We start from the raw sequence: 24,456 nt of genomic DNA on the forward strand, positions 1-24,456 counted from the left end.
GGGGGTCGATCTGGCAGGCTGGTAGTCGTGCTGACGGTGCCGGTACGGCAACTGGGGGAATCGGAGCGCCGCGCGGTCGAGCGCCTCCTCGACCGTGACCCGTTCGCGGGCGCGCAGGTCGCCGAGCGCATCGCCGCGCGCGGGCTCTCCTGGTGGCGGGCCGAAGGGCGGATCCTGGGGTACGGCGCCCGGCGCAACCTCGAATCGCTGTGCTGGCTCGGCGGCAACCTGACACCTGTGCTCGCCACCGACGCCGCCGTCTCCGCCTTCGCCGACCTGCTCGCCGGGGAGGAGCGGCTGTGCTCCTCCATCGTCGGCCGCGCCGACGCCGTCCTCGGCCTCTGGGACCGGCTCTCCGACACGTGGGGCCCCGCCCGCGACGTCCGACCCAACCAGCCACTGCTGGCGACCGACACAATGCCTCCCGTACCGGCCGACCCGCAGGTACGCCGCGTCCGCTCCGGCGAGGTCGACAGGCTCTTTCCGGCGGCCGTCGCCATGTACACCGAGGAGGTCGGGGTCTCCCCACTCGCCGAGGACGCCGGCCGCAGCTACCGCCGCCGGGTCAACGACCTGGTCCGCGCCGGCCGCGCGTACGCCCGGTTCGTCGACGGCAAGGTCGTGTTCAAGGCCGAGTTGGCAGTCGTGACCAAGCGGACCGCCCAGGTCCAGGGCGTCTGGGTCGCGCCGGAGTGGAGAGGCCGTGGCATCGCCGCCGCTGCGATGGCCGCCGTCGTACGCGACGCCCTGCTCCGGGTCGCCCCCACCGTCAGCCTCTACGTCAACGACTTCAACCTGCCGGCCCGCCGGGTGTACGAGCGGTGCGGCTTCCAGCCGGTCGGCACGCTCGCCACGGTCCTCTTCTAGCCCGTCCGCTGCTGCGGCTCACGGCACCCTTGCGGAGGTCGGGGTGCTGGATATGCCGCTGGCCGGCACCCGCAGTGCGGATGCCGGCCAGTCGGTCGGGGTCGTGCGGTGGGTCAGCTGTTCCAGTGCTGGGCGACGATGTCGGTGGCCTGCTGCTCCCACTGGGCGTACGCGTCCGGGTAGGCGGAGACCTGCACGGTCTGCGCGGCCTCGGTCAGCGGCATGTCCTGCCAGCCGTCGACCTGCTTGAGGCCCTTGAGGAACGCGGTCGTGGAGTACTCGGGGTTGGTGATCTGCTCCGGGGTGCCCCAACCACTGGACGGGCGCTGCTGGAACAGGCCCAGCGAGTCGTGGTCGTTGGCGTCGCCGAGGTGACCCAGGTTGTCGAGCTTCGACTCCTGCAGGCTCGTCGCGATCGAGATGACCGCGGCGCGCTCGGGCAGGCCGGCCTTCTTCGTGGCCGCGATGATCGCCTTGGCGTTGCCGGTCTGCTCGTCGTTCAGGTCGATGTGCGACTGCTCGCCCTGCGGCTTCGGCGCCGCGGTCTGCACGGCGGCGGCGACGGGCTTGGCGTCCATCGTCGGGGTGGCGGCGTGGGCGGCGATCGGGCCGGCGAAGACGCCACCGGCGAACGCGAGACCGGCAACGGAGAGCATGCTCTTACGGAAGATCGTGTTCATGAGGGGTAGCTCCTTCGGGGGTAGGAACACCCGCATCACCAGGGGGGCGGTGGCGCGGGTGTGAGCACCTCGTCCGGCGCTGCACAGTTCAAAGGGGGAAAGTCTGGGGGTCGGCGGCCTGCGAGCGGGGGGCTCGTGGCGCCGGGACCGTGTGTAACGACCGGCTGGCCGGGGTCATTCCCGCGGCCGGCCTGCCCAGGGATACCGGATCGGGCCGGTGCGCCCGGCGGGCCAGTGGTCGTTCGGGGATCTGCAACGACCCGACCGGGCCGGCCATTCCCACCCTCACCACGGGGCGGGCGGCGGTGGCCGTGGTCCTGCGATCGTCAGGGTGTGAAACGACCCCCGGCCCGCCACGATTCCGGCCCACGGATGCACCCGGTCACACCCGACCGAACGCAGAAACGGACATTGCGCCCAGACCGACCGAGCCGTGACACCGAAGCGGACGTGCAGGCGATGATCGACACGAGTTCGCTGATACCGGGCTATCCGGGGCACCGGGACCCCCCGGTATCAGTGAACTCGTGTCGATCACGCTAAACCGCCCCGGGTGCCCTGCCAGGAGGGCGCGAGGCTGATCGGCGGGCGGACATATCAAGTCTCCGGAGACCGGCAAATGCCTAGGATCGGGGCAAGAGCCTAGAGGAGGTTGGCATGACCACAGCGATGGAGATGCCCCGGGTCCAGGAGTGTGTGGTCGCGGCGTGTGCGTACAACCAGGGCGGTGACTGCCACGCCTTCGCGATCACCATCGGCAGCATGGACCACGCGCACTGCCACACCTTCGTCGAGTCGCCCGTCCGTGGCGGCGTGGACGGCCTCACCGCCCAGGTGGGCGCCTGCCAGCGTTCCGACTGTCGGCACAACGAGCAGTTGGAGTGCCACGCCTCGTCCATCAAGGTTGGCCCGGACAACGACATGGCCGACTGCATGACGTACGCCGGTCGCTGACCCGCGAAAGCGGGCTCAGGGCAGGTCGTTGGAGTGGCGGATGACCGTCACCAGGTCGTCGATGATGCCGGTGAGGGCGAAGTCCTTCGGGGTGAAGACCCGGGCCACCCCGGCTGCCCGCAGGGTGTCGGCGTCGCCGACGGGGATGATGCCGCCCACCACCACCGGCAGGTCCGCCCGGCCGGCGGCGCGCAGCCCGTCGAGCACAGCGGGTACGGCGGCCAGGTGTGAGCCGGACAGCACGGAGAGCCCGACCAGATCGACGTCCTCCTCGACGGCGGCTGCCACGATCTGCCCGGCGGTCAGCCGGATGCCCTGGTAGACGACCTCGAATCCGGCGTCGCGGGCGCGTACCGCGATCTGTTCCGCGCCGTTGGAGTGCCCGTCGAGGCCGGGTTTGCCGACCAGCAGCCGGAGCCGGCCGCGGCCCAGCTCGCGGGCTGTGGCGTTGACCCGCTCACGGACGGCGGCGAGGCCGGGGTCGCCGCCGCTGCCGGTGGCGCCGGCCAGGCCGGTGGGCGCCCGGTACTCGCCGAAGACCTGGCGCAGCGCGCCGGCCCACTCGCCGGTGGTCACCCCGTCGCGTACACATTCCAGGGTGGCGGGCATCAGGTTTGTCGTGGTCGCGGCGTCCGCGCGGAGCCGGGCCAGTGCCGCGTCGACCGCCGCGTCGTCCCGGCCGGCACGCCACTGGCGTACGGAGGCGACGGCCGCCGCCTCGACCGCGGGGTCGACCTGTTCGACGACATCCGCTCCGGCGGCGGTCAGCGGGGAGGGTTCGGTCTCGGCGTACCTGTTGACGCCGACCACCACGTCGGCGCCGGACTCGATCCGGCGGCGGCGTTCGGCCAGCGAGGCGACAAGCGCGCTCTTGAGGTAGCCGGTCTCCACGGCGGCGACCACCCCGCCCAGCTCCAGCACCTTGGTCAGCTCGGCGCGCGCCCCGGTGACGATCTCGTCGACGAGCGCGGTCATCACGTGCGAGCCGGCGAAGAGGTCGGGGTATTCGAGCAGGTCCGACTCGTACCCCAGGACCTGCTGCATCCGCAGCGACCATTGCTGGTCCCAGGGGCGGGGCAGGCCGAGCGCCTCATTCCAGGCGGGCAGTTGCACGGCGCGGGCCCGGGCGTCACGGGACATCGTCACGCCGAGCATCTCCAGCACGATGCGCTGGATGTTGTTCTCCGGCTGCGCTTCGGTGAGGCCGAGCGAGTTGACCTGTACGCCGTAGCGGAACCGGCGCTGCCGGGCCTCGGTCACCCCGTACCGGTCCCGGGTGATCTCGTCCCAGAGCGCGCCGAACGCGCGCATCTTGGCGATCTCCTCGACGAAGCGCACGCCTGCGTTGACGAAGAACGAGATCCGCTGGACCACCTCGCCCATCCGCTCGGCGGGCACCTGGCCGGAGTCACGGACGGCGTCGAGCACGGCGACTGCGGTGGCCAGCGCGAAACCCACCTCCTGGACGGGCGTGGCGCCGGCCTCCTGGAGGTGGTACGAGCAGATGTTGACCGGGTTCCACCGCGGCATGGTCTTCAGCGTGTGGGCGATGACGTCCGCGGTGAGCCGCAGCGAGGCGGCCGGCGGGAAGATGTACGTGCCCCGCGACAGGTACTCCTTGATGATGTCGTTCTGGGTGGTCCCGGAGAGCATGTCGACGGTCCAGCCCTGCTCCACGGCGACCGTTTCGTACAGGGCCAGCAGCCACATCGCCGGAGCGTTGATGGTCATCGAGGTGTTCATCTCGGCGAGCGGGATGCCGTCGAACAGCGCCCGCATGTCGCCCAGGTGGGCCACCGGCACGCCGACCCGACCGACCTCACCGGCGGCCAGTTCGTGGTCCGGGTCGTACCCCGTCTGGGTGGGCAGGTCGAAGGCGACCGACAGGCCGGTCTGGCCCTTGGCGAGGTTGCGGCGGAAGAGGGCGTTGGTCGCGGCGGCCGACGAGTGGCCGGCGTACGTGCGCATCACCCACGGGCGGTCCCGCTCGGGCAGGCGACTCGGCGTCTCATCCATGGCCGGAGTCTAAGTTACCGTCCAGTAGATCGGGTTGTGGAAAACCACACAGGTCCATGTCGCGGACGTCCAGGCGGGAACTGCCGACAGTGGCGCGCGTCGCCACACCCCGGGGCACCGGAGCGGCCGGTCCAGGGCGCACACTTGACGCCATGGATGACGAGCTGGCGATCTCCGTCCGGGGATTACGCAAGGCGTACGGCGAGAACGTGGCAGTTGCGGGTGTGGACCTCGACGTCCGCCGCGGTGAGGTGTTCGCGTTGCTCGGCCCGAACGGCGCCGGCAAGACCACCACCGTGGAGATCCTGGAGGGCTACCGCCGTCGCGACGCCGGCGAGGTCTCCGTGCTCGGCACGGACCCGGCCCATCCCGACGCGGGCTGGCGATCCCGGGTGGGCATCGTGCTCCAGGGCACCGGCGAGTTCGACGAGCTGACAGTTGCCGAGGTGGTCCGGCACTTCTCCGGCTTCTATCCCGACGCCGACGACCCGGCCAAGGTGATCGAGCGGGTCGGGCTTGCCGGCAAGGCGAAGGCCCGGACACACACCCTCTCCGGTGGGCAGAAGCGTCGTCTGGACGTGGCGCTGGGCATCATCGGCCGCCCCGAGCTGCTCTTCCTCGACGAACCGACGACAGGCTTCGACCCGGAGGCCCGCCGCGAGTTCTGGGAGCTGATCCGCGACCTCGCCGCGGCCGGCACCACAATCGTGCTCACCACCCACTACCTGGACGAGGCCGAGGCGCTCGCCGACCGGGTCGGTGTGATCGCCGCCGGTCGGCTGGTCGAGGTGGCCGCACCCAACCTGCTGGGCAATCGGCAGGAGGCCCTGGCCACGGTCTCCTGGCGTACCCCGGAAGGCGCGCTGGAAAGCGCGCAGAGCGCGACGCCGACGGCCCTGGTGGCCGACCTGGCCGCGCGCCACGGCGGCGAGGTCCCCGGGCTCACCGTGACCCGGCCGACCCTGGAGGACGTCTACCTCACCATGATCGGACACGCGCGATGACGACCACGACGAAGCCTGCGACGCCTGTCGCCGCGAGCCCCGGCCGGCGGCCGGGTACCGGCAGCCTCGCCCTGCGCCAGGGCCGCCTGGAGATCACCCAGTTCCTGCGCAGCCGGGAGTCAGTGGTCTTCACGATGGGCTTCCCCATCATCATGATCGTGATCTTCGCGTCGATCTTCCACGGCACGATCGGCGGCGGGGTCAAGTTCACGCAGTACTTCATCACCGGCATGATCGCGACCGGCCTGATGACTGTGAGCTTCCAGAACCTGGGCATCTGGATCCCTGTCGAGCGGGACCGGGGCGTGCTCAAGCGCTACCGGGGCACGCCCATGCCGAAGTGGGTCTGGTTCGCCGGCAAGGTGCTCATGGTGGTGGCGATCGGCATCGCCGAGACGGCGCTGCTGCTGGCCGTCGCGGTGGCGCTGTTCGACCTCGACCTGCCCGGCACCGCCGGAAGGTGGCTCACCTTCGGTTGGGTGTCCGTGCTGGGGGTGACCGCGTGCACCCTGTGCGGCATCGCCATCTCGTCGCTGGCCCGCAGCGCCCGCAGCGGCTCGGCGGTGGTCACCCCGGTCGCCCTGGTGCTCCAGTTCATCTCCGGGGTGTTCTTCGTGTTCACCGACCTGCCCACCTGGATGCAGCAGGTGGCGGCGCTGTTCCCGCTCAAGTGGATGTGCCAGGGGCTGCGCGCGGTCTTCCTGCCGGAGAGCTTCGGCGCCCAGGAGCCGGGCGGGTCGTTCGAGCTGGGCCGGGTGGCGTTGGTGCTGGCCCTGTGGTGCGTGATCGGCCTGGTGCTCTGCCTGACCACGTTCCGCTGGACCACCAAGCGCGACGGCTGAGCTGTCGACCGGGGCGGGCCGCCGCCCCGGTCGACGTCACTCTCAGTACGTGTAGAAGCCCTTGCCGGTCTTGCGACCCAGGTCGCCGGCGGTGACCATGCGCTGCAGCAGCTCCGGCGGGAAGAACTTCTCGTCCGCCGTGTCGGTGTAGATGTTCTTCGAGGCGTGCAGCAGGACGTCCACGCCGGTCAGGTCGGTGGTGGCCAGCGGGCCCATGGCGTGCCCGAACCCCAGGCGGCAGGCGGTGTCCAGGTCCTCGGCCGACACCACGCCGGCCTCGACCAGCTTGACCGCCTCCACCACCAGGGCGGAGATCAGCCGGGTGGTGACGAAGCCGGCGATGTCCCGGTTGACCACCACTACCGTCTTGCCGATCTCCTCGGCGAAGGCCCGCACGGTGGCGAGCGTGGCGTCGCTGGTCTTGTAGCCGCGCACCAGCTCGCAGAGCTGCATCATCGGCACCGGCGAGAAGAAGTGGGTGCCGACGACGGCCTCGGGCCGCTCGGTGACCGCGGCGATCTGCGTGACCGGAATGGCCGACGTGTTGGTGGCGAGCACCGCGTCGGACTTGCAGATCTTGTCCAGAGCGCGGAACACCTCGTGCTTGATCTCCAGCCGCTCGAAGACGGCCTCGACCACGATGTCCGCGTCCGCCGCAGCCTCCAGGTCGGTGGTCGGGGTGATCCGCGCGAGCGTCGCCTCGACGTCCGACGCCTCGATCTTGCCCTTCTCGGCGAACTTCTCCAGAGACTTCCGGATGCCGCCGAGCCCTCGGGTGGTGGCCGCGTCGTCCAGGTCGCGCAGTGTCACCTGCCAGCCCGCCTGCGCCGCCACCTGGGCGATGCCGGAGCCCATCAGCCCGGCCCCGACGACCGCGAGTCGACCCGCCATCTGCTTCTCCCTCGCTGCGATTGAGTGCCTGCCTGCACCCTAGTCGGCGAGCCTGAACGATGGCTAAGTGAGGCGTCAGATCTCCAACGCCGGCTCCTGCACGGTGGTGCCCCGCTCGACGGCCACACCGAGCGCACGCAGGTCGGCCACGAAGTCCGGGTACCCCCTGTCGACGTGGTGCACGTGCGAGACCTCGGTGGGCCCGTCCGCGCAGAGCCCGGCGATGATCAGCCCGGCTCCGGCACGGATGTCGGTGGCCCGCACGGGAGCGCCGGAGAGGCGTCCCCGCCCCCGGACCACCGCGTGGTGCCCGTCGGTCTTGATGTCCGCGCCGAGCCGCATCATCTCGTTGGCGAACATGAACCGGCCGTCGAAGATGTTCTCCGTGATCAGTGACGCGCCGTCGCTGACCGCCGCGAGCCCGATCGCCATGGGCAGCAGGTCGGTGGCGAAACCGGGGTACGGCAGGGTCACCACGTCCACCGCCCGGGGCCGGTCGTCCATCCGTACCCGAAAGCCGTCTCCCCGCGTCTCGACCAGGCCGCCGGCCGCGACGACCTTGTCCAGGGCGACCTCCAGGTAGGCCGGGTCCAGCCCCGTCACCGTCACGTCGCCGCGCGTCATGGCGGCACCGAACGCCCAGGTGCCGGCGACGATCCGGTCCCCCACGGTGGCGTGCCGCACCGGGTGCAGCCCGGGGACCCCGGTGATCCGCAGGGTGGACGTACCGGCACCGGAGATCCGCGCGCCCATCTGGTTGAGCATCGTGCAGATGTCGACGATCTCCGGCTCCCGGGCCGCATTGTCGATCATCGTGGTGCCCTGCGCCAGGACCGCTGCCATCACCAGGTTCTCGGTGGCGCCGACGCTGGGGAAGTCGAGAACGATGTCGGCGCCGCGCAGCCCGTGCGGTGCCTCGGCGATGACGAAGCCGTGCTCACCGGAGATCTCCGCGCCCATCCGTGTCAGCCCGGAGATGTGCATGTCCAGCCCGCGCGATCCGATCGCGTCGCCGCCGGGGTGTGCCACCCGGACGTACCCCCGGCGGGCCAGCAGGGGGCCCAGCACGCAGATCGACGCGCGCAGCCGCCGCACGAGGTCGTAGTCGGCCTCCGCGCCCGGCTGCTCGGGCACGTCGATGGTCACCGAACGGGACCTGGCGACTCCGCCTCGGGCCACCATCGGGTCGACGGGGTCGTCCGCGTCGAATCGGACGTCGCAGCCCAGCCGCCGCAGCACCTCCCCCATGATCGCGATGTCGGTGATCCGCGGAACATTGGTGATCACGCTGCGGCCGGGCGCGAGCAGCGCGGCGGCCATCAACTTCAGCGCGGAGTTCTTGGCGCCGACGACGTGCACGGTGCCCGACAGCCGGGCGCCACCGCAGACCCGGATGACGTCGACGTCGTCGACCGCCGAATCACCGGCGTCGCCGGGGCCCACCACCGCAGGCCAGCCGGCAGTGGCGTCCGGCCGCGCGGGGATCGTCAGGTCCGGTATCCGTAGGCTGTGCGTCATGGCCGTCCACCTCACGCGCATCTACACCAAGGCCGGCGACGCCGGCATGACCAGGCTGAGCAACAACGAGCAGGTGCCGAAGACCGATCCACGGATCGCCGCGTACGCGGATGTCGACGAGTGCAACGCGGCGATCGGCGTCGCGCTCGCCCTGGGCCACCTCGACGAGGAACTGCGGGGCGTGCTGGCGTCGGTGCAGAACGACCTGTTCGACGTCGGGGCTGACCTGTCCACCCCGGTGGAGCCGGAGCCGAAGTACCCGCCGCTGCGGGTGACCGAGGAGTACGTCGAGCGCCTGGAGGGCTGGTGCGACGAGTACAACGCACGCCTGAGCAAGCTCGACTCCTTCATCCTCCCCGGCGGCACCGCGGGCGCGGCGCTGCTGCACGTGGCGCGGACCACCGCCCGGCGTGCGGAACGGGCGGCGTGGGCGCTGGTCAGCCACGATCCGGACCGGACCAGCCCGCTCCCGGCAAAGTATCTCAACCGGCTCTCCGATCTGCTCTTTATCCTGTCAAGAACGGCAAATCCGGCAGGCGATGTGCTATGGGTGCCAGGCGGCAATCGCTGACCGCTCGCGCCGTGCAGGCGTGGGTTCCCCATCTGACCGCGCCCACGCGTAACCAGCGCTTGATCGACTCAGCCAGCCGGCCGACCAGCGCCTTGATCCACTCGGATTCATGAAACTCGGGGCATCCAGACCGCAGGACACCCCGACATCAGGAAAACCGAGTGGATCAGACGAGAAGGCGAGACCCAACCAAACCGGTAACGGCAGGTGATCGAAACCGCGCCGGGCTGACGCACAGCGACAACGACGGGTTTCCGGGGGAGCCCGCCCGGCGCAGGGATCAAGCCTGACCGCCCGGAGCCGGGCGGGCTCCCCCGGAAACCCACAAGAGCGACCACGGACGGCCCAGCAGGGCTCCCCCGGAAACCCCCAACAGCGACCACGGACGGCCCAGCAGGGCTCCCCCGGAAACCCGCAAGGGCGACCCAGACGAGCGGATCAGGCAGCCGGCCAGTCCTGGGAGGCCATACGCGGCGAGACCGCCCCCGGAGGGGCGGCCTCGAGCCAGGAGAGAAAACCGGTGACGGTCGATCGCGCCATGGCGATCTCCACCGGTGCGTGGTGACTCGTACAGCGGAGGATCACCCAGTCGGCCGGCATGGAGAGCCGTTCCTGCCCTTCGGGCAACCGCCGGCGCTCGACCGCCAGATCCTTGCGGAACAGAACCCGCTTGGGACGGAGCGCGAAGCTGAACATCCGATACCAGCGCAGCTCGTCACCGGCGAACCGGCCGAAGCCGGGTGACCAACCGCGCCCGTCGAGGACTGTGGTGACCCGGACGCTGAGCCGGATGATGCCACCGCTGCGGGTCACGACGGCCCGCCGGACGAAGAGCACGAGAAGCGCGACGAGGATGACGGCGACGCCGATCCCGATCCCTTCGACGATCTCCATCCTCGGTGTGAACTCAGCGGCTCTGCGCGGAGACCGGGGTTGCGCTCTCGGCCAGTACGGTGACGCCCTCGGCGCTCACCGAGAGGAAGCCGCCGGCCACCTCGTACGCGACCTGCTCGCCACCGGCCAGCTTGATGCGGACCTCGCCCGGCTCGGCGAGCTGGCCGAGCAGCGGCGCGTGCCCCGGCAGGACACCGAGCTCGCCCTCGGTGGTCCGGGCGACGACCATGTCGGCCTCACCGGACCAGACCTTCTCCTCGACGGCGACGAGCTCGACGTGAAGCTGCTGTGCCACGCTGTCTCCTTGCTGCGGCGACGGATTGCCGAAAGTCTAGTCGTGACGCCGAGCAGACCCCAAGGCGGGTGGGGAGAGCTGCGCCACGGCTACTTGGTCTTGTTCTGGAATTCCGGGTGCTCCAGCAGGAACGGGTCCAGTTGTTCATTGTGCAGGGCGGTGAAGAAGTCCGGGACGCCTGCCTGGAACTGCTCACCCTTGTAGGTCTTACCGTCGAAGACCCCGCCACCGGGGAGTTTGATCATCTGGATGGTGTTCGGGCGGATGTTCTTCAGGGCGAGCCCGAAGTCGACAACGCTGTTGCCCCGACCGTTGAAGATCAGCGACTGGCCGGCGGCGCGGAGCACCTTGTCCAGCTTGATCGGGTTGGCAACCACGTCGGCGCTGAACGCCTGCCCGACCATCGCCTTCACGAACTGCTGCTGGTGGCGCTGCCGACCGTAGTCCGAGTCCGGCACGCCGTTCTTCGGGTACCGCTGCCGGACGTAGTCCAGCGCCTGCCACCCCTTGAGGTGGTGCGTGCCCTTCGTGTAGACCGCCTGCGGCCCGACGTAACCCTCTCCGTACGTCTTGCCCGGCCGCGCAGTGCCGTCCGGCTGCTTGTGCTCGGACCGCACCTCCCGCTCGACGTACATGTCGACGCCGCCCATCGCGTCGACGATCTTCTGGAAGCCCGTGAAGTTGATGATCGCGCCACCGTCGAACCGCTTGATGCCTGTCACGTTCTGCACAGTGGTGGCCAGTAGCTCGAAGCCCCGCGCCGCGTCGGGGTTCTTGCCGGGCACCCGACTGCCGAACGACATCGCCGCGTTGATCTTGTTCTTCTCGCCGGGGAAGTTGGCCTTCTTGAACGCCGGAATCTGCACGTAGAGGTCCCGCGGCACCGAGAACAGGTAGGCCCGGTCCATCGAGGCCGGCACGTGCAGCACCATGATCGAGTCGGCCAGCGGCGCCGCCGTCGGCGTACGCGGGTCGATGCCGACCAGCAGGAGGTTGAGCGGGCCCTTGATCTCGCTCTTCTTCTCCTTGGCGCCCGCCGCCTGGTCACCGAAGAGGTCGGCCTTGCCGACGGCGCCCTCGTAGCGGGCCATCAGCACCTCGCTGCCGACGAGCACCCCGCCGCTGAGCACGGTAAGCACCATGCCGAAGACGGTGCACACCCTGGCCCAGCGCGGCACACCCCGCCAGATGGACGACTTGCGGCCACGCTTGCCGGCCTTACCCACGTGCATCTCCGTTCGTTACGCCCACAGACATGAGACGGGCGCACGTCGTCGAAAGGTTGCAGAAGTCAACGCTCGTTCTGGTGAACGCGCGGACCCGACCGTATCTCGCGTGTCGCCGGAACGACGACCACCGGTAACGGAAGGCGACGATGGTAAGACGCCAAGATGAACAAAAGACTGCCCCGACATTGCCGGGGCAGTCTTTTGCGGTACGAATCCGGGCTGTCAGCCCTTCATCAGCTCCTCAGCCTTGCGCTCCAGGTCCTCGAGACCGCCGCACATGAAGAACGCCTGCTCGGGGAAGTGATCGTACTCACCCTCGCTGATCTTGCGGAACGCCTCGATGGTCTCCTTGATCGGGACCGTCGAGCCCGGCACGCCGGTGAACTGCTCCGCCGCGTAGGTGTTCTGCGAGAGGAAGCGCTCGATCCGCCGCGCGCGCTGCACGGTGATCTTGTCTTCCTCGGAGAGCTCCTCGATACCGAGGATGGCGATGATGTCCTGCAGGTCGCGGTAGCGCTGCAGGATCCGCTTCACCTCGGTGGCGACCTGGAAGTGGTCCTGGCCGACGAACTCCGGGGCGAGGATCCGGGACGAGGACGCCAGCGGGTCCACGGCCGGGTAGATGCCCTTGTCGGAGATCGACCGCTCCAGGTTGGTGGTCGCGTCCAGGTGGGCGAACGTGGTGGCCGGAGCGGGGTCGGTGTAGTCGTCCGCCGGCACGTAGATCGCCTGCATGGAGGTGATGGCCTGGCCCCGGACGGAGGTGATCCGCTCCTGGAGCTCGCCCATCTCGTCCGCCAGGGTCGGCTGGTAACCCACGGCGCTCGGCATGCGGCCGAGCAGCGTGGAGACCTCGGAGCCGGCCTGCGTGAAGCGGAAGATGTTGTCGATGAAGAGCAGCACCTCCTGCTTCTTCACGTCCCGGAAGTACTCCGCCATGGTCAGCGCGGAGAGCGCCACCCGCAGCCGGGTGCCCGGCGGCTCGTCCATCTGGCCGTAGACCAGCGCGGTCTTGTCGATGACGCCGGACTCGGTCATCTCAGCGATGAGGTCGTTGCCCTCACGGGTGCGCTCACCCACGCCGGCGAACACCGAGGTACCACCGAAGTTGCGGGCAACCCGGGTGATCATCTCCTGGATGAGCACCGTCTTGCCCACGCCCGCGCCGCCGAACAGGCCGATCTTGCCGCCCTTGACGTACGGGGCGAGCAGGTCGATGACCTTGATGCCGGTCTCCAGCATCTCGGTCTTCGGCTCCAGGTCCGCGAAGGCCGGGGCCTTGCGGTGGATACCCCAGTGGTCGTCCGGGGTCAGGGTCTCGCCCTCTTTGAGGTTGAGCACCTCGCCGATCGCGTTGAACACGTGGCCCTTGACGGCGTCGCCCACCGGAACGGTGATCGGCTCGCCGCGGTCGGTCACCTCCGCGCCGCGGACCAGGCCGTCGGTCGGCTGCATCGAGATGGCACGGACCAGGTTGTCACCCAGGTGCTGGGCGACCTCCAGGGTCAGCGTCTTCTCACCGCCGGACAGGTTCACCTTGACGTTGAGTGCGTTGAACAGGGGCGGCATGGCGTCGCGCGGGAACTCGGCGTCGACGACCGGGCCGATGACCCGGACCACGCGACCCGTGGCCGTCTTGGTCTCTACTGGTGCAGTCATCACACTTCACTTCCCGACGCGGCCAGCGCGTTCGCGCCGCCGACGATCTCGCTGATCTCCTGGGTGATCCCGGCCTGGCGAGCCGAGTTCATCTCGCGCGTGTACTTCTCGATCATGTCTTCGGCGTTGTCGGTGGCGCTCTTCATCGCCCGCCGACGCGACGCCGACTCACTCGCCGCCGACTCGATCAACGCCGCGTAGATCCGCGTGTTGATGTACCTCGGCAGGAGCGCGTCGAGCAGCGCCTCCGCCTCCGGCTCGAACTCGTACGCCGGCAGCAGCCCCTCGGAGCGCGGCCGGTCCTCCACCTGCATCGGACCGATCACCTTGGTGACCGGGCTCTGCGTCATCAGCGAGTGGAACTCGGTGTAGACGATGTGCAACTCGTCGACGCCGAGCACCCCGTCCGCCCCGGCCCCGCCGTCGGCGTCGTCCGCACCGGCCGTGAACGCCTTGATCAGCGTCTCACCCACGGTACGGGCGTCCTCGAACGACGGCTGCTCGCTGAAGCCGGTCCAGTTCGCCTCGATCGGCCGATCGCGGAACCGGTAGAACCCGACACCCTTACGCCCGATGACGTAGAGCACCGGCTCCTTGCCGTCCGCCTTGAGCCGCGCGATGAGCGACTCCGCCATCCTGATCGCGTTGGAGCTGTAACCGCCGGCCAGGCCACGGTCGCTGGTAACCAACAGGACGCCCGCCCGCCGCACCCGCTCGCGCGGGGTGAGCAGCGGGTGGTCGATCCGCGCGTTGGACGCCAGCGCCGTGAGCACACCGGTGATGGCCTGGGCGTACGGCAGGGACGCCTGCACCCGGGCCTGGGCCTTGGCGATCCGGCTCGTCGCCACGAGCTCCATCGCCTTGGTGATCTTCTTCATCGACTTCGCCGAGCGGATCCGTTGACGAAGAACGCGTACCTGGGCCGCCATCGGATCAGCTCTCGGCCGGGCGGTCGGTAGTGCCGTCCCGGAAGCGGGTCACCGTCTCGCGGTTCTCGTCGCCCTCAAGCGGCTGCGCCGGCGCGTCGTTGACCTTGCGCTCGTCGGCCTTGCCGAGGAAGACCTGCTTGAACTCGGTGATCGCCGCCTCCAGGGAGCCGACGATGTCGTCGCCCCACTGGTTGTCGGCGATACCGGCCAGCACACCCTCGTGCTTGTGCCGCAGGTACTGGAGGAACTCCGCCTCGAAGCGCCGCACGTCACCCACCGGGATGTCGTCCAGCTTGCCCTCGACGCCGGCCCAGACCGAGACGACCTCCTGCTCGACCGGGAACGGCGAGTAGTTCGGCTGCTTGAGCAGCTCGACCAGGCGGACACCGCGGTCCAGCTGGGCCCGGGAGGCCCGGTCCAGGTCGGAGGCGAAGGCGGCGAACGCCTCCAGCTCGCGGTACTGGGCCAGGTTGAGCCGCAGCGAACCGGCGACCTTACGCATCGGCTTCACCTGCGCGGCGCCACCGACCCGGGACACCGAGGTGCCGACGTTGATGGCCGGCCGGACGCCCTGGTTGAACAGGTCGGTCTCCAGGAAGATCTGGCCGTCGGTGATCGAGATGACGTTGGTCGGGATGAACGCCGAGATGTCGTTGGCCTTCGTCTCGATGATCGGCAGACCGGTCATCGAGCCGCCACCCAGCTCGTCGGAGAGCTTCGCGCAGCGCTCCAGCAGGCGGGAGTGCAGGTAGAAGACGTCACCCGGGTACGCCTCACGGCCCGGCGGGCGACGCAGCAGCAGCGACACGGCCCGGTACGCCTCGGCCTGCTTGCTCAGGTCGTCGAAGACGATCAGGACGTGCTTGCCGCCGTACATCCAGTGCTGCCCGATGGACGAGCCGGTGTACGGGGCCAGGTACTTGAAGCCGGCCGGGTCGGACGCCGGCGAGGCGACGATGGTCGTGTACTCCATCGCGCCCGCCTCCTCCAACTGCCCCTTGATCGAGGCGATGGTGGAGGCCTTCTGGCCGATGGCGACGTAGATGCAGCGGACCTGCTTCTTCGGGTCGCCGGTGCGCCAGTTGTCCCGCTGGTTGAGGATGGCGTCCAGGGCGACAGTGGTCTTGCCGGTCTTGCGGTCGCCGATGATCAGCTGACGCTGACCCCGACCGATCGGGGTCATCGCGTCGATGGCCTTGATGCCGGTCTGCAGCGGCTCGAACACCGACTGGCGGGACATCACGTTCGGAGCCTGCAGCTCCAGCTCGCGGAAGCCCTCGTTGGCGATGTCACCGAGCCCGTCGATGGGCTGGCCGAGCGCGTCGACCACGCGGCCGAGGAAGGCGTCGCCGACCGGAACGGAGAGAACCCGCTCGGTGCGCTTGACGCGCTGCCCCTCCTCCAACTTGGCGGAGTCACCGAGAACGACGACACCGATCTCCCGGACGTCGAGGTTCAACGCCACGCCGAGCGTGCCGTCCTCGAACTCCAGGAGCTCGTTGGTCATGGTCGAGGGCAGGCCCTCGACGTGGGCGATACCGTCACCGGTGTCGGCGACGGTGCCGACCTCCTCGCGGGAGACGTCGGACGAGTAGGAGGAGACGTAGCGCTCCAGGGCGCCGCGGATCTCCTCCGTCGAGATGGTCAGCTCGGCCATCCTCTGCTTCCTTAAAATTCAGGGGCCCGGGATACCTAGTACCGACCGGTCCGAATGGCGTCTGTCAATCCGGGCGCTGCGGCGGCGGAGCCGCCCCAGCGTTGAGGCGGCGGAGCCACCGCATTGCTGAGGTAGCGGAGCCACCGCATTGCTGGGCGGCGAAGCCGCTCAGCGCTTCGCGAGCGCGTTGCGGGTCTCGTTGAGGCGGCGAAGGATGGTGCCGTCGTACAGGTCGGAACCGACCCGCACGCTCACGCCACCCAGGACGTGGGGGTCGACCGTCTGCTTGACGGAGACCTCTCGACCGTATATCGCGCTGAGGCTCGCTCCCAGTCGGCGCTCGTCCGAGTCACTCAACGGAGCCGCGACGGTCACGTACGCCACCTGCCGGTCACGTCGCTCGGCGGCGAGCTCCACCAGGCGGGTGAGTGCCCCGCTGAAGGAGCGGCCACCGAACCCGCCCAACGCCACCTCGACGAGGCGGACGGTGACCGGGCGGGCCTTGTCGGCGAGCAGCTCGCGGGCCAGGGTGGCCCGCTGCTCGACCGGGGCGACCGGGTCGGCAAGCGTGTTGCTCAGCGCCGACTGACCCGACACGACCTGACCGAAGCGGAACAGCTCGTCCTCGACCTCGCCCAGCTCGCCGGCCTTGTCTGCGCTGGCGAGCAGCGCCTCCACGCCCAGGCGCTCGGCGCCGTCGAGCAGCTCCGACGGTGCCGACCAACGGCCGGACACCAGCGTCACGAGCAGGTCGAGAGCGTCGGCGCCGATCCGCCCGCCCAGCATGTCGCCGAGCAGGGCGCCCCGGTCCGCGCCGGAGCGAGCCGGCTCGGACAGGGCCCGGCGCAGCCGCGGCTCGCGCCGCAGCAGGCCCGCCACGGAGAGGATGGCGTCGGCGGTGGACGTCACCGCCGACGGCTCCGCGCCGCGGACGTACGCGTCGAGGCGCTCGGCCGCGACCTTGTACGACTCCCGGCTGGCGGCCTGCATCAGCGGGCCCCCGTGCTCTCGAGACCGTTCAGGAACCGGTCGACGGTGCCCTTGCGCCGCGCCTCGTCGGCAAGCGACTCGCCGACGATCTTGCTGGCCAGGTCCACCGCGATCGTGCCGACCTCGGCGCGCAGCTCGCGCACGATGGTGGCCCGCTCGGCGGCGAGCTGGTCCTTGCCGGCCTGGATGACCCGGTCGGACTCTTCCCGCGCCTTGGCGAGGATGTCCTGCCGGATCCCCTCGGCGTCGGCCCGCGCGTCGTCCCGGATCTTGGCGGCGTCGGTGCGGGCCTCGGCGAGCTGGGCACGGTACTGCTCGAGCAGCTGGTTCGCCTCGGCCTGGGCGGCCTCGGCGCGCTTGATGCCGCCCTCGATCGCGTCGACCCGAGCCTGGAACGTCTGCTCCATCCGCGGGAAGACGAACTTCATCAGCACGAAGCAGAGCACGGCGAAGGCGATCGTGCCGACCACGATCTCCTCCCCGATCGGAATGATCGGGTTGTGGCCTGACTCACCACCCTCAGCGGCAAGGTTGAACATGGTGACCTCCCGGTCGAGGGGCGGGTACTACTTGGCCCAGATGAAGCCGAAGGCGATGCCGAACAGCGCGAGCGCCTCGATGACGGCGAAGCCGATCCAGACGTACGGCAGGGTCATCCGCGAGGACTCGGGCTGCCGGGCGGTCGACTGGATGTAGGCGGCGAAGACCAGGCCGACGCCGATGCCCGGGCCGATGGCCGCGAGACCGTAGCCGATGGCGGCGGTGCTGCCATTTACCGCGGCGAGAACGTCCATTAGTGGTTCCTCCTGGTTATCACGCGTGACTTTCACGCGGGACGACAACGGTTGGTGCGTGGATCAGTGCTCTTCGGCGAGCGCGCCCTGGATGTAGCTGGCGCTCAGCACCGTGAAGACGTAGGCCTGCAGGACGATGACCAGCGCCTCGAGAAGGGTCAGCGCCACGGTCATCACCCAGGACACCACCGAGACCGGTGCCAGCCAGGCGTTGGCGTTGAGCATCGCGAAGCCGCCGAGCGTGAAGACCAGCAGGAGCATGTGGCCGGCGAACATGTTCGCGAAGAGACGAACGGCAAGCGAGAACGGCCGGATGATGAAGGTCGAGAACGCCTCGATCGGGATCAGCAGCGGCAGGATGTACCACGGTGCCGGTGGGATCAGGGCGTGCTTGAAGTACTTCCCGAAGCCGTGGTGCCGGATGCCGATGTAGTTGAACAGCACGTAGCTGATCACCGCGAGGATCGCCGGGAAGGCGATGTGCGAGTTCGGCGAGATCTGGAACAGCGGGATGATCGCGAACGCGTTCGTCACCAGCACGAAGCAGAACAGCGTCGTGAAGTACGGAGCGAACCGCACACCCTGGTGCCCGATCATGTCGACCGAGATGTTGTTGCGCACGAAGCCGTAGATCGACTCGGCGAACCACTGCTTCTTGGTCGGCACCAACTTCGGGTTCCGATAGGTCGCCAGGAAGAAGATGATCAGCACGCCGACCGCGATCCAGATCATCAAGGTGAACTTGGTGACCCAGTACGAGTCGTGTGCACCCCAGGGCAGGATGCTGGGCAGGTAGAAGTCCTCCACACTGGGTGGGAAATTCGCCTGGCCAGCTGCCAGGACGTTCGCCTGTCCGAACACCGCGTCCCTTCCTAAGTAGGCGTGCCGAGTCGGCGGATGACCAGGATGACTCCCCCAGCCATGCCGAGCACGAAGCCGATGCCGGTGGCGACGCCACCGGTGTCGAGCCACTGGTCGACCAGCCAGCCGATGAAACCCCACACGAGCATGCCTCCGACGAGGTAGCTGAGCGCGGTCCAACCCTGACCGGCGCCGGACGGATAGTCGTCCGGTTGACCGGGGGGACGGGGGGTTTGGTCATCAGCCATGACGGGGCGAACGATATCAGCCGGGAAGACGAGGCTGTGCCTCACCCCCCGCACAACCATCGTTGTGTGGGCATCTCGGGGCTCGCGTCGTCTGTGGGCACGCTACTCCCCTTCCGCCCGTCGGAGAATGACCGGAGGCCGACACGTTCCCGCGCGTCCGATGGTTGGGACGACCGGCCGAGCGGCAGGTCAGCCCTGCGGTCGACGAGCGTGCACCGTGGTCAGCCACCAGAGGTGCACCGCCGTCCACACTGCCACCCCGGCGACGATGCCGAGGCAGAGAGGGATCAACCCGGGCCAACCGGTCGAGGCCACCGCCACCAGCACGACACCCAACAGGGTGAACTTCAGCGCGTACAGGCCCAGACCCAGCGGCAGCAGCAACTGTGGGTTGACCTGGTCGGCCCGGGCCAGCACCACAGTCGTGAGGGTGTAGCTGAACACCGTGACGCCCACGCCGGCCGTCGCGCCGAGCGCGGCCGTCGCGCCGCCGGTCACCGCGCCCACCACCGCGGCGAGCACGGCCAGGGCCACCGACGCGCCCAGGAGCACCGGCAGGTGCCGCAACCGCCACCGCCGGTCGGCGGCGGCCTCGACCACCCCGGGCTCAGCCACGGGGGTACGCCGGGAAGGCAGCGGCCAGCTCGGCTACCTCGGCGCCGATCCGGGTCAACGCGTCGACGCCGCCCGCGGCACCCGGGTCCGTCCGCACCGCGCGGGCGATCAGGGCGGCCACCTGCCGCAGCTCACCCTCCCGCATGCCCTGGGTGGTGACGCTCGGCGTGCCCACCCGGATCCCCGAGGCCACCAGCGGCGGCTGCGGGTCGTACGGGATGGCGTTCTTGTTGAGCGTGATCGCGGCGGCGTCGCAGCGGGCCTCGGCCTCGGCGCCTGTCACGCCCACCTCCCGCAGGTCGATCAGGGCGAGGTGGGTGTCGGTGCCGCCGGACACCGGGCGCATCCCCTCGTCGGCCAGCCCGGCGGCGAGCGCCTGCGCGTTGCGGACCACCTGGCCGGCGTACGTCTGGAACTCGGGTTGGGCCGCCTCGCGCAGCGCGACCGCCTTCGCCGCGACCGCGTGCATGAGTGGGCCGCCCTGCGTGAACGGGAAGACCGCCTTGTCGATCCGCTGGGCCAGCGACTCGCGGCAGAGGATCATGCCGCCGCGCGGCCCGCGCAGCACCTTGTGGGTGGTGGCGCAGACGACGTCGGCGTACGGCACGGGGGACGGGATCGCCCGCCCGGCGACCAGGCCGATGAAGTGCGCGGCGTCCACCATGAGGTACGCGCCGACCTCGTCGGCGATCTCCCGGAACCGCGCGAAGTCGATCAGGCGCGGGTACGCGGTGGCACCGCAGATGATCAGCTTGGGCCGGTGCGTCCGGGCCAGGTCGCGAACCTCGTCGTAGTCGATCAGCTCGGTGTCCGGCCGGACCGGGTAACCGACCGGGCGGAACCACTTGCCGGAGAAGTTGACCCGGCTGCCGTGGGTCAGGTGCCCGCCGTGCGGCAGGTCCATCGCCAGCACCGTGTCCCCCGGCTGCACCAGCGCGGCGTACGCGGCCAGGTTGGCGCTCGCCCCCGAGTGTGGCTGGAGGTTGGCGTGCTCGGCCCCGAACAGCTCCTTGGCGCGGGCGATGCCGATCTCCTCGGCCCGGTCCACCTCGGCACAGCCGCCGTAGTAACGCCGGCCCGGATAGCCCTCGGCGTACTTGTTGGTGAGCGTCGAGCCGAGCGCGGCCAGCACCGCCGGTGAGGTCAGGTTCTCGCTCGCGATGAGCTGCAGGCCGCCGCGCAACCGGTCCAGTTCGCCGAGGACCACCCCGGCGATCTCCGGGTCGGTGGCCCTGAGCTGCGCGAAATCCGGCCCCCAGAAGGTGCTCGTCTCGGTCTCCACAGCGAACGAGTCTAGGGGGCCGCACACTGGAAGCCGTGAGATGCCTCGTCACCGGCGCTACCGGATACATCGGCGGGCGGCTGACCCCGCTGCTGCTCGCCGACGGGCACACCGTGCGATGCCTCGCCCGCAAGGCGGTGCGGCTGCGCGACGTGCCCTGGGCCTCCGCGGCCGAGATCGTCGAGGGCGACCTGAGCCGCCCGGAGACACTGCCCGCCGCGTTCGCCGACGTGGACGTCGCGTACTTCCTGGTGCACTCGCTGGGCCGGTCCGACTTCGAGGCGGCCGACCGGGCGGCGGCGACCAACTTCGCGGCGGCGGCCCACGCGGCAGGCGTACGCCGGATCGTCTACCTGGGCGGCCCGGAGCCGGCGTCCGACGCGGAGGTGCCCTCACCGCACCTGCGGTCCCGCGCCGAGGTCGGCCGGATCCTGCTGGCCAGCGGGGTGCCCACCGCGGTGCTGCGCGCCGCGGTGATCATCGGCTCCGGCTCGGCGTCGTTCGAGATGCTGAGGTACCTGACCGAGCGGCTGCCCGCCATGATCACCCCCCGCTGGGTCCGCAACCGGATCCAGCCGATCGCGGTGCGCGACGTGCTGCGCTACCTGGCCGGCTGCACCGCGCTGCCGCCCGAGGTCAATCGCGGCTTCGACATCGGCGGGCCGGACGTCCTCACCTTCCGCGAGATGATGCAGCGGTACGCCCGGGTGGCCGGGCTGCGCCGACGGATCATCGTGCCGGTCCGGCCGCTCACCCCGTCGCTGTCCTCGCACTGGGTCGGCCTCATCACCCCGGTGCCGAACGCCATCGCCCGCCCGCTCGTGGAGAGCCTGATCCACGAGGCCGTGGCGCACGAACACGACATCGCCAGGTACGTGCCCGACCCACCGGGCGGCCTCACCGGCTTCGACGACGCGGTGGCACTGGCGCTGGCCAAGGTGCGCGACGCCCAGGTGGAGACCCGCTGGTCCACCGCGAGCGGCCCGGACGCGCCGGCCGAGCCACTGCCCACCGACCCGGACTGGTCCGGCGGTACCGCGTACACAGACGTCCGGGAGCGGACTGTCGACGCGTCACCGGCGGCGCTGTGGCGGGTCATCGAGGGCGTCGGCGGCGAGCACGGCTGGTACTCGTTCCCCCTCGCCTGGTCCGTGCGCGGCTGGCTGGACCGGCTGGTCGGCGGGGTGGGACTGCGGCGGGGCCGGCGTGACCCGCACCGCCTCCAGGTCGGCGAGGCGCTGGACTTCTGGCGGGTGGAGGAGATCGTCCCGGGTGAGCTGCTGCGGCTGCGCGCGGAGATGCGACTGCCCGGCCGCGCCTGGCTGGAGATGCGGGCGCTGCCCGTCGACGGCGGGCGCAGCCGCTACCAGCAGCGCGCGGTCTTCCTGCCCCGCGGGCTGGCCGGCCACGCCTACTGGGGATCGGTGGCCCCGTTCCACGCCGTGGTCTTCGGCGGCATGGCCCGCAACATCGCCCGGAACGCCGAACAAACCCCCTGACCGCCCCGCCTCGTTCGGGTCAGTTGCCGGTGCGGGCGCCGGTCGTCTGGAAGGCTGCGCGTTCGCTCGGCGGGACGAAGTCGCGGACCGGCTGGTCGCGCAGGGCGACGCGGAGCACCTCCCCCACCGCGGTCACCATCTGCGCCTGCACCGCCTGACCGACCGCGTCGCGCGGGTCGTCCGGGTTGGCCGCCATCGAGGCGACCGCCAACTGCGGGGTGAAGGCCACCACCGTCTCCGTCTCGTACCGCTCGGAGCTACCGGTCTTGCCTGCCACCGGGCGACCGAGGCGGGAGCGCAGGTCGGGTGCGGTGGCACCGTCGCACCGCCCGTACATCGACTGGTCGCCCACCGGGCACCGGGCCGCGTCCGCCGCCGCCCGCGCCACGTCGGTGTCGAGCACCTGCCGGCAGTCCGGCTTGGCGGCGTCCACCGGCCGGCCCGCCGAGTCGCTTATCGAGACCACCGGCAGCGGCGCGCACCAGGTCCCCTCGGCCGCCACGGTGGCGTACGCGGTGGCCAGGTCCAGCGGGGTCGTCGCGGCCACGCCCAGGGTGAACGGGCCCCAGTTCTTCGCGCCGTAGCGGGCCAGCCGCTCGTCGGAGTCGGCGCGCAGCACGACGCCGAGCCGCTCGGCCATCTCCACCACCCGGTCGGCGCCGACCCGCTCGGTGAGCCAGGCGAAGTAGGTGTTCACCGACCGGCCGAACGCGGTCCACATGGTGCGGGGGCCGTCCATCGACGACGGGCTGGCGTTCGACGGGCACCAACGGCCGTCGCAGCTTCCCGTCCCCGTCGCCGGGAACCGGGTGAGCAGTTGGCTCGGCGCCGTGAACTCGGTCGACAGCGGCAGGCCGGACTCCAGCGCGGCCAGCATGGCGAACAGCTTGAACGTCGAGCCGCCCTGGTAGCCGTCGATGGCCCCGCCGCCGGCGACGAGCTGGTTGACAGTGTTCGGATGGTTCTTCTGCCCGACCGGGTTGTCCGCGACGCTGTAGGCGCGGTTCACCGACATCGCCAGCACCCGCCCGGTGCCGGGCTGCACCACCGTGGTCGGCACCGCCCGCGCCTCGGTCGGGCGGTAGATCTTGCGCACCTGCTCGGTGGTGGCCCGCTGCACCGCCGGGTCCAGCGACGAGACGATGGAGAAGCCGCCCCGGCGCAACGTGCGCTGCCGCTCGTCGGCACTCGATCCGAACGCGGACTGGCTGCTCCACCAGCGGGTGAACCAGTCGCAGAAGAAGCCCCAGTCGTTGTGCCCGTCGGGCACCCCCGTGCAGTCGTTGGGCGTCTGGCTGGGCCGCAGCTGCAACGGCTCGGCCTGCGCCGCCGCCGCCGCGTCGGCCGGCACCTGACCGGTCTCGACCAGCCGTTCGAGCACGTACGTCCGTCGCCCCAGGGCGCTGTCGGCGTCGCCGTTGATCGGGTCGTCGCTGTCCGGCGAGCGGACCAACCCGGCCAGCAGCGCGGCCTGGGCCAGTGTCAACTCGGCCGGCGAGCGGGAGAAGTAGCGCTTGCTGGCCGCCGCGATCCCGTACGCTCCGGCGCCGAAGTAGGCGATGTTGAGATAGCGGGTGAGGATGTCCTCCTTGCTCAGCTCCCGCTCCAGCGCCAACGCGTACCGCATCTCCTGGAGCTTGCGGGCGGTGGTGACCTCGGTGGCCGCCTGACGCTCCCGCTCGGTCAGCCGGGGGTCGCTGCTGAGCACGTTGCGGACGTACTGCATGGTCAGGGTGGAGGCGCCCTGCCGGGTCTTTCCGTCCCGCTTGTTCACGGTGAAGGCGCGCACGACACCGCGCAGGTCCACACCGCTGTGCTGGTAGAACCGGACGTCCTCGGCCGCCACGATGGCCTGGCGCATCACCGGGGCGACCTCGCGCAGCGGAACGTCCACCCGGTCCTCCTGGTAGAAGGACGTGATCAGGGTGGCGCCGTCGTTGGCGTAGAGGTTGGAGCGCTGGGCGGTGGGCGGCGTACGCAGCGTGCTGGGCAGCTCCGAGTAGGGCGTGGACAGGGCGCTGAAGCCGATCCCGAAGACCAGGGCCGCGGGTAGGGCGGCCCCGGCCAGCACCAGCCCGGCCAGCACGCCGGCGATCACCACGGTCAGCAGTTTGTCGAGTCGGGCCCGGATCATCAGCTCTCCCCGCAGGAGCCGGTCACG

General features: G+C 70.3%; 24 protein-coding genes. 6 read left to right on the forward strand and 18 right to left on the reverse strand.

All coding sequences use genetic code 11. The annotated features are described in order from the left end of the window. Positions 1–27: 27 nt before the first annotated feature. On the forward strand, positions 28–867 hold the full coding sequence (locus tag ACLQ26_RS10670; protein ID WP_425744265.1) for a GNAT family N-acetyltransferase: 840 nt from the start codon (positions 28–30) through the stop codon (positions 865–867). A gap of 113 nt (positions 868–980) precedes the next feature. On the opposite strand, the gene ACLQ26_RS10675 is transcribed toward ACLQ26_RS10670, so the two are convergent. Continuing rightward, entirely contained in the window at positions 981–1,547 is a 567-nt protein-coding gene (locus ACLQ26_RS10675; protein ID WP_425744266.1) for a hypothetical protein, read from the reverse strand. 657 nt (positions 1,548–2,204) lie between these two features. On the opposite strand from ACLQ26_RS10675, the gene ACLQ26_RS10680 reads away from it, so the two are divergent. Then, entirely contained in the window at positions 2,205–2,501 is a 297-nt protein-coding gene (locus tag ACLQ26_RS10680) for a DUF1540 domain-containing protein (RefSeq protein ID WP_355063537.1), read from the forward strand. Positions 2,502–2,516: 15 nt separating this feature from the next. Here ACLQ26_RS10680 and ACLQ26_RS10685 read toward each other — a convergent pair whose 3' ends face one another. Continuing rightward, complete coding sequence (locus tag ACLQ26_RS10685) at positions 2,517–4,517, reverse strand: protein meaA (protein WP_425744267.1); 2,001 nt, start codon at positions 4,515–4,517, stop codon at positions 2,517–2,519. Positions 4,518–4,669: 152 nt separating this feature from the next. Here ACLQ26_RS10685 and ACLQ26_RS10690 point away from each other — a divergent pair, with 152 nt between their 5' ends. Beyond that, a complete protein-coding gene (locus ACLQ26_RS10690) occupies positions 4,670–5,521 on the forward strand; it encodes an ABC transporter ATP-binding protein (RefSeq protein WP_425744268.1) in 852 nt (283 codons plus the stop codon). Next, complete coding sequence (locus ACLQ26_RS10695) at positions 5,518–6,363, forward strand: ABC transporter permease (RefSeq protein ID WP_425744269.1); 846 nt, start codon at positions 5,518–5,520, stop codon at positions 6,361–6,363. The genes ACLQ26_RS10690 and ACLQ26_RS10695 overlap by 4 nt, the downstream gene beginning before the upstream one ends. Before the next feature lie 42 nt (positions 6,364–6,405). On the opposite strand, the gene ACLQ26_RS10700 is transcribed toward ACLQ26_RS10695, so the two are convergent. Together ACLQ26_RS10700 and murA are read right to left on the reverse strand one after the other, a co-directional pair. After that, positions 6,406–7,254 (reverse strand): 3-hydroxyacyl-CoA dehydrogenase family protein, encoded by an 849-nt coding sequence (locus ACLQ26_RS10700; RefSeq protein WP_363679853.1) that lies wholly within the window; start codon positions 7,252–7,254, stop codon positions 6,406–6,408. 75 nt (positions 7,255–7,329) lie between these two features. Further along, the gene (gene murA / locus ACLQ26_RS10705) at positions 7,330–8,772 is read right to left on the reverse strand and encodes a UDP-N-acetylglucosamine 1-carboxyvinyltransferase (RefSeq protein WP_425744270.1); all 1,443 of its coding nucleotides are present in this window, start codon (positions 8,770–8,772) and stop codon (positions 7,330–7,332) included. Between murA and ACLQ26_RS10710 the strand changes: the two genes are divergently transcribed. Next, on the forward strand, positions 8,771–9,343 hold the full coding sequence (locus tag ACLQ26_RS10710) for a cob(I)yrinic acid a,c-diamide adenosyltransferase (protein ID WP_425744271.1): 573 nt from the start codon (positions 8,771–8,773) through the stop codon (positions 9,341–9,343). The genes murA and ACLQ26_RS10710 overlap by 2 nt on opposite strands. 438 nt (positions 9,344–9,781) lie before the next feature. Here the strand turns inward: ACLQ26_RS10710 and ACLQ26_RS10715 are convergent, their stop codons facing one another. From ACLQ26_RS10715 to glyA, 13 genes are all read right to left on the reverse strand, one after another. Next, complete coding sequence (locus ACLQ26_RS10715) at positions 9,782–10,237, reverse strand: DUF2550 domain-containing protein (protein ID WP_405429862.1); 456 nt, start codon at positions 10,235–10,237, stop codon at positions 9,782–9,784. Between the two features lie 13 nt (positions 10,238–10,250). Then, positions 10,251–10,532, reverse strand: a complete 282-nt coding sequence (locus ACLQ26_RS10720; protein WP_425744272.1) for a F0F1 ATP synthase subunit epsilon — start codon at positions 10,530–10,532, stop codon at positions 10,251–10,253. An 89-nt stretch (positions 10,533–10,621) separates the two neighbouring features. Continuing rightward, positions 10,622–11,764, reverse strand: a complete 1,143-nt coding sequence (locus ACLQ26_RS10725; RefSeq protein WP_425744273.1) for an LCP family protein — start codon at positions 11,762–11,764, stop codon at positions 10,622–10,624. Positions 11,765–11,983: 219 nt separating this feature from the next. Beyond that, the gene (gene atpD, locus ACLQ26_RS10730) at positions 11,984–13,420 is read right to left on the reverse strand and encodes a F0F1 ATP synthase subunit beta (protein WP_425744274.1); all 1,437 of its coding nucleotides are present in this window, start codon (positions 13,418–13,420) and stop codon (positions 11,984–11,986) included. Further along, positions 13,420–14,349 (reverse strand): F0F1 ATP synthase subunit gamma, encoded by a 930-nt coding sequence (locus ACLQ26_RS10735; protein WP_266245724.1) that lies wholly within the window; start codon positions 14,347–14,349, stop codon positions 13,420–13,422. The genes atpD and ACLQ26_RS10735 overlap by 1 nt, the downstream gene beginning before the upstream one ends. Before the next feature lie 4 nt (positions 14,350–14,353). Further along, entirely contained in the window at positions 14,354–16,006 is a 1,653-nt protein-coding gene (atpA, locus tag ACLQ26_RS10740) for a F0F1 ATP synthase subunit alpha (RefSeq protein ID WP_393300213.1), read from the reverse strand. 168 nt (positions 16,007–16,174) lie between these two features. Further along, complete coding sequence (locus tag ACLQ26_RS10745; protein ID WP_425744275.1) at positions 16,175–16,996, reverse strand: F0F1 ATP synthase subunit delta; 822 nt, start codon at positions 16,994–16,996, stop codon at positions 16,175–16,177. Continuing rightward, positions 16,996–17,535, reverse strand: a complete 540-nt coding sequence (locus ACLQ26_RS10750; RefSeq protein ID WP_425744276.1) for a F0F1 ATP synthase subunit B — start codon at positions 17,533–17,535, stop codon at positions 16,996–16,998. Before ACLQ26_RS10750 ends, ACLQ26_RS10745 begins: the two co-directional genes overlap by 1 nt. 27 nt (positions 17,536–17,562) lie before the next feature. Beyond that, complete coding sequence (locus tag ACLQ26_RS10755) at positions 17,563–17,790, reverse strand: ATP synthase F0 subunit C (RefSeq protein ID WP_007464523.1); 228 nt, start codon at positions 17,788–17,790, stop codon at positions 17,563–17,565. Positions 17,791–17,853: 63 nt separating this feature from the next. Then, a complete protein-coding gene (gene atpB / locus ACLQ26_RS10760) occupies positions 17,854–18,651 on the reverse strand; it encodes a F0F1 ATP synthase subunit A (RefSeq protein ID WP_425744277.1) in 798 nt (265 codons plus the stop codon). Between the two features lie 11 nt (positions 18,652–18,662). Beyond that, positions 18,663–18,899 (reverse strand): AtpZ/AtpI family protein, encoded by a 237-nt coding sequence (locus ACLQ26_RS10765; RefSeq protein WP_039908965.1) that lies wholly within the window; start codon positions 18,897–18,899, stop codon positions 18,663–18,665. Positions 18,900–19,088: 189 nt separating this feature from the next. Beyond that, on the reverse strand, positions 19,089–19,499 hold the full coding sequence (locus tag ACLQ26_RS10770) for a hypothetical protein (RefSeq protein WP_425744404.1): 411 nt from the start codon (positions 19,497–19,499) through the stop codon (positions 19,089–19,091). Positions 19,500–19,506: 7 nt separating this feature from the next. Further along, positions 19,507–20,796: a serine hydroxymethyltransferase gene (glyA, locus tag ACLQ26_RS10775; RefSeq protein WP_425744278.1), complete on the reverse strand. Its 1,290-nt coding sequence runs from the start codon at positions 20,794–20,796 to the stop codon at positions 19,507–19,509. 35 nt (positions 20,797–20,831) lie between these two features. On the opposite strand from glyA, the gene ACLQ26_RS10780 reads away from it, so the two are divergent. Then, positions 20,832–22,295, forward strand: coding sequence for an SDR family oxidoreductase (locus ACLQ26_RS10780; protein ID WP_425744279.1), 1,464 nt, complete (start codon positions 20,832–20,834; stop codon positions 22,293–22,295). 19 nt (positions 22,296–22,314) lie between these two features. Here the strand turns inward: ACLQ26_RS10780 and ACLQ26_RS10785 are convergent, their stop codons facing one another. Further along, positions 22,315–24,429 (reverse strand): transglycosylase domain-containing protein, encoded by a 2,115-nt coding sequence (locus tag ACLQ26_RS10785; RefSeq protein WP_425744280.1) that lies wholly within the window; start codon positions 24,427–24,429, stop codon positions 22,315–22,317. Between the last annotated feature and the right edge of the window lie 27 nt (positions 24,430–24,456).

Source organism: Micromonospora sp. DT43 (assembly GCF_049841645.1).
Lineage (GTDB): Bacteria > Actinomycetota > Actinomycetes > Mycobacteriales > Micromonosporaceae > Micromonospora.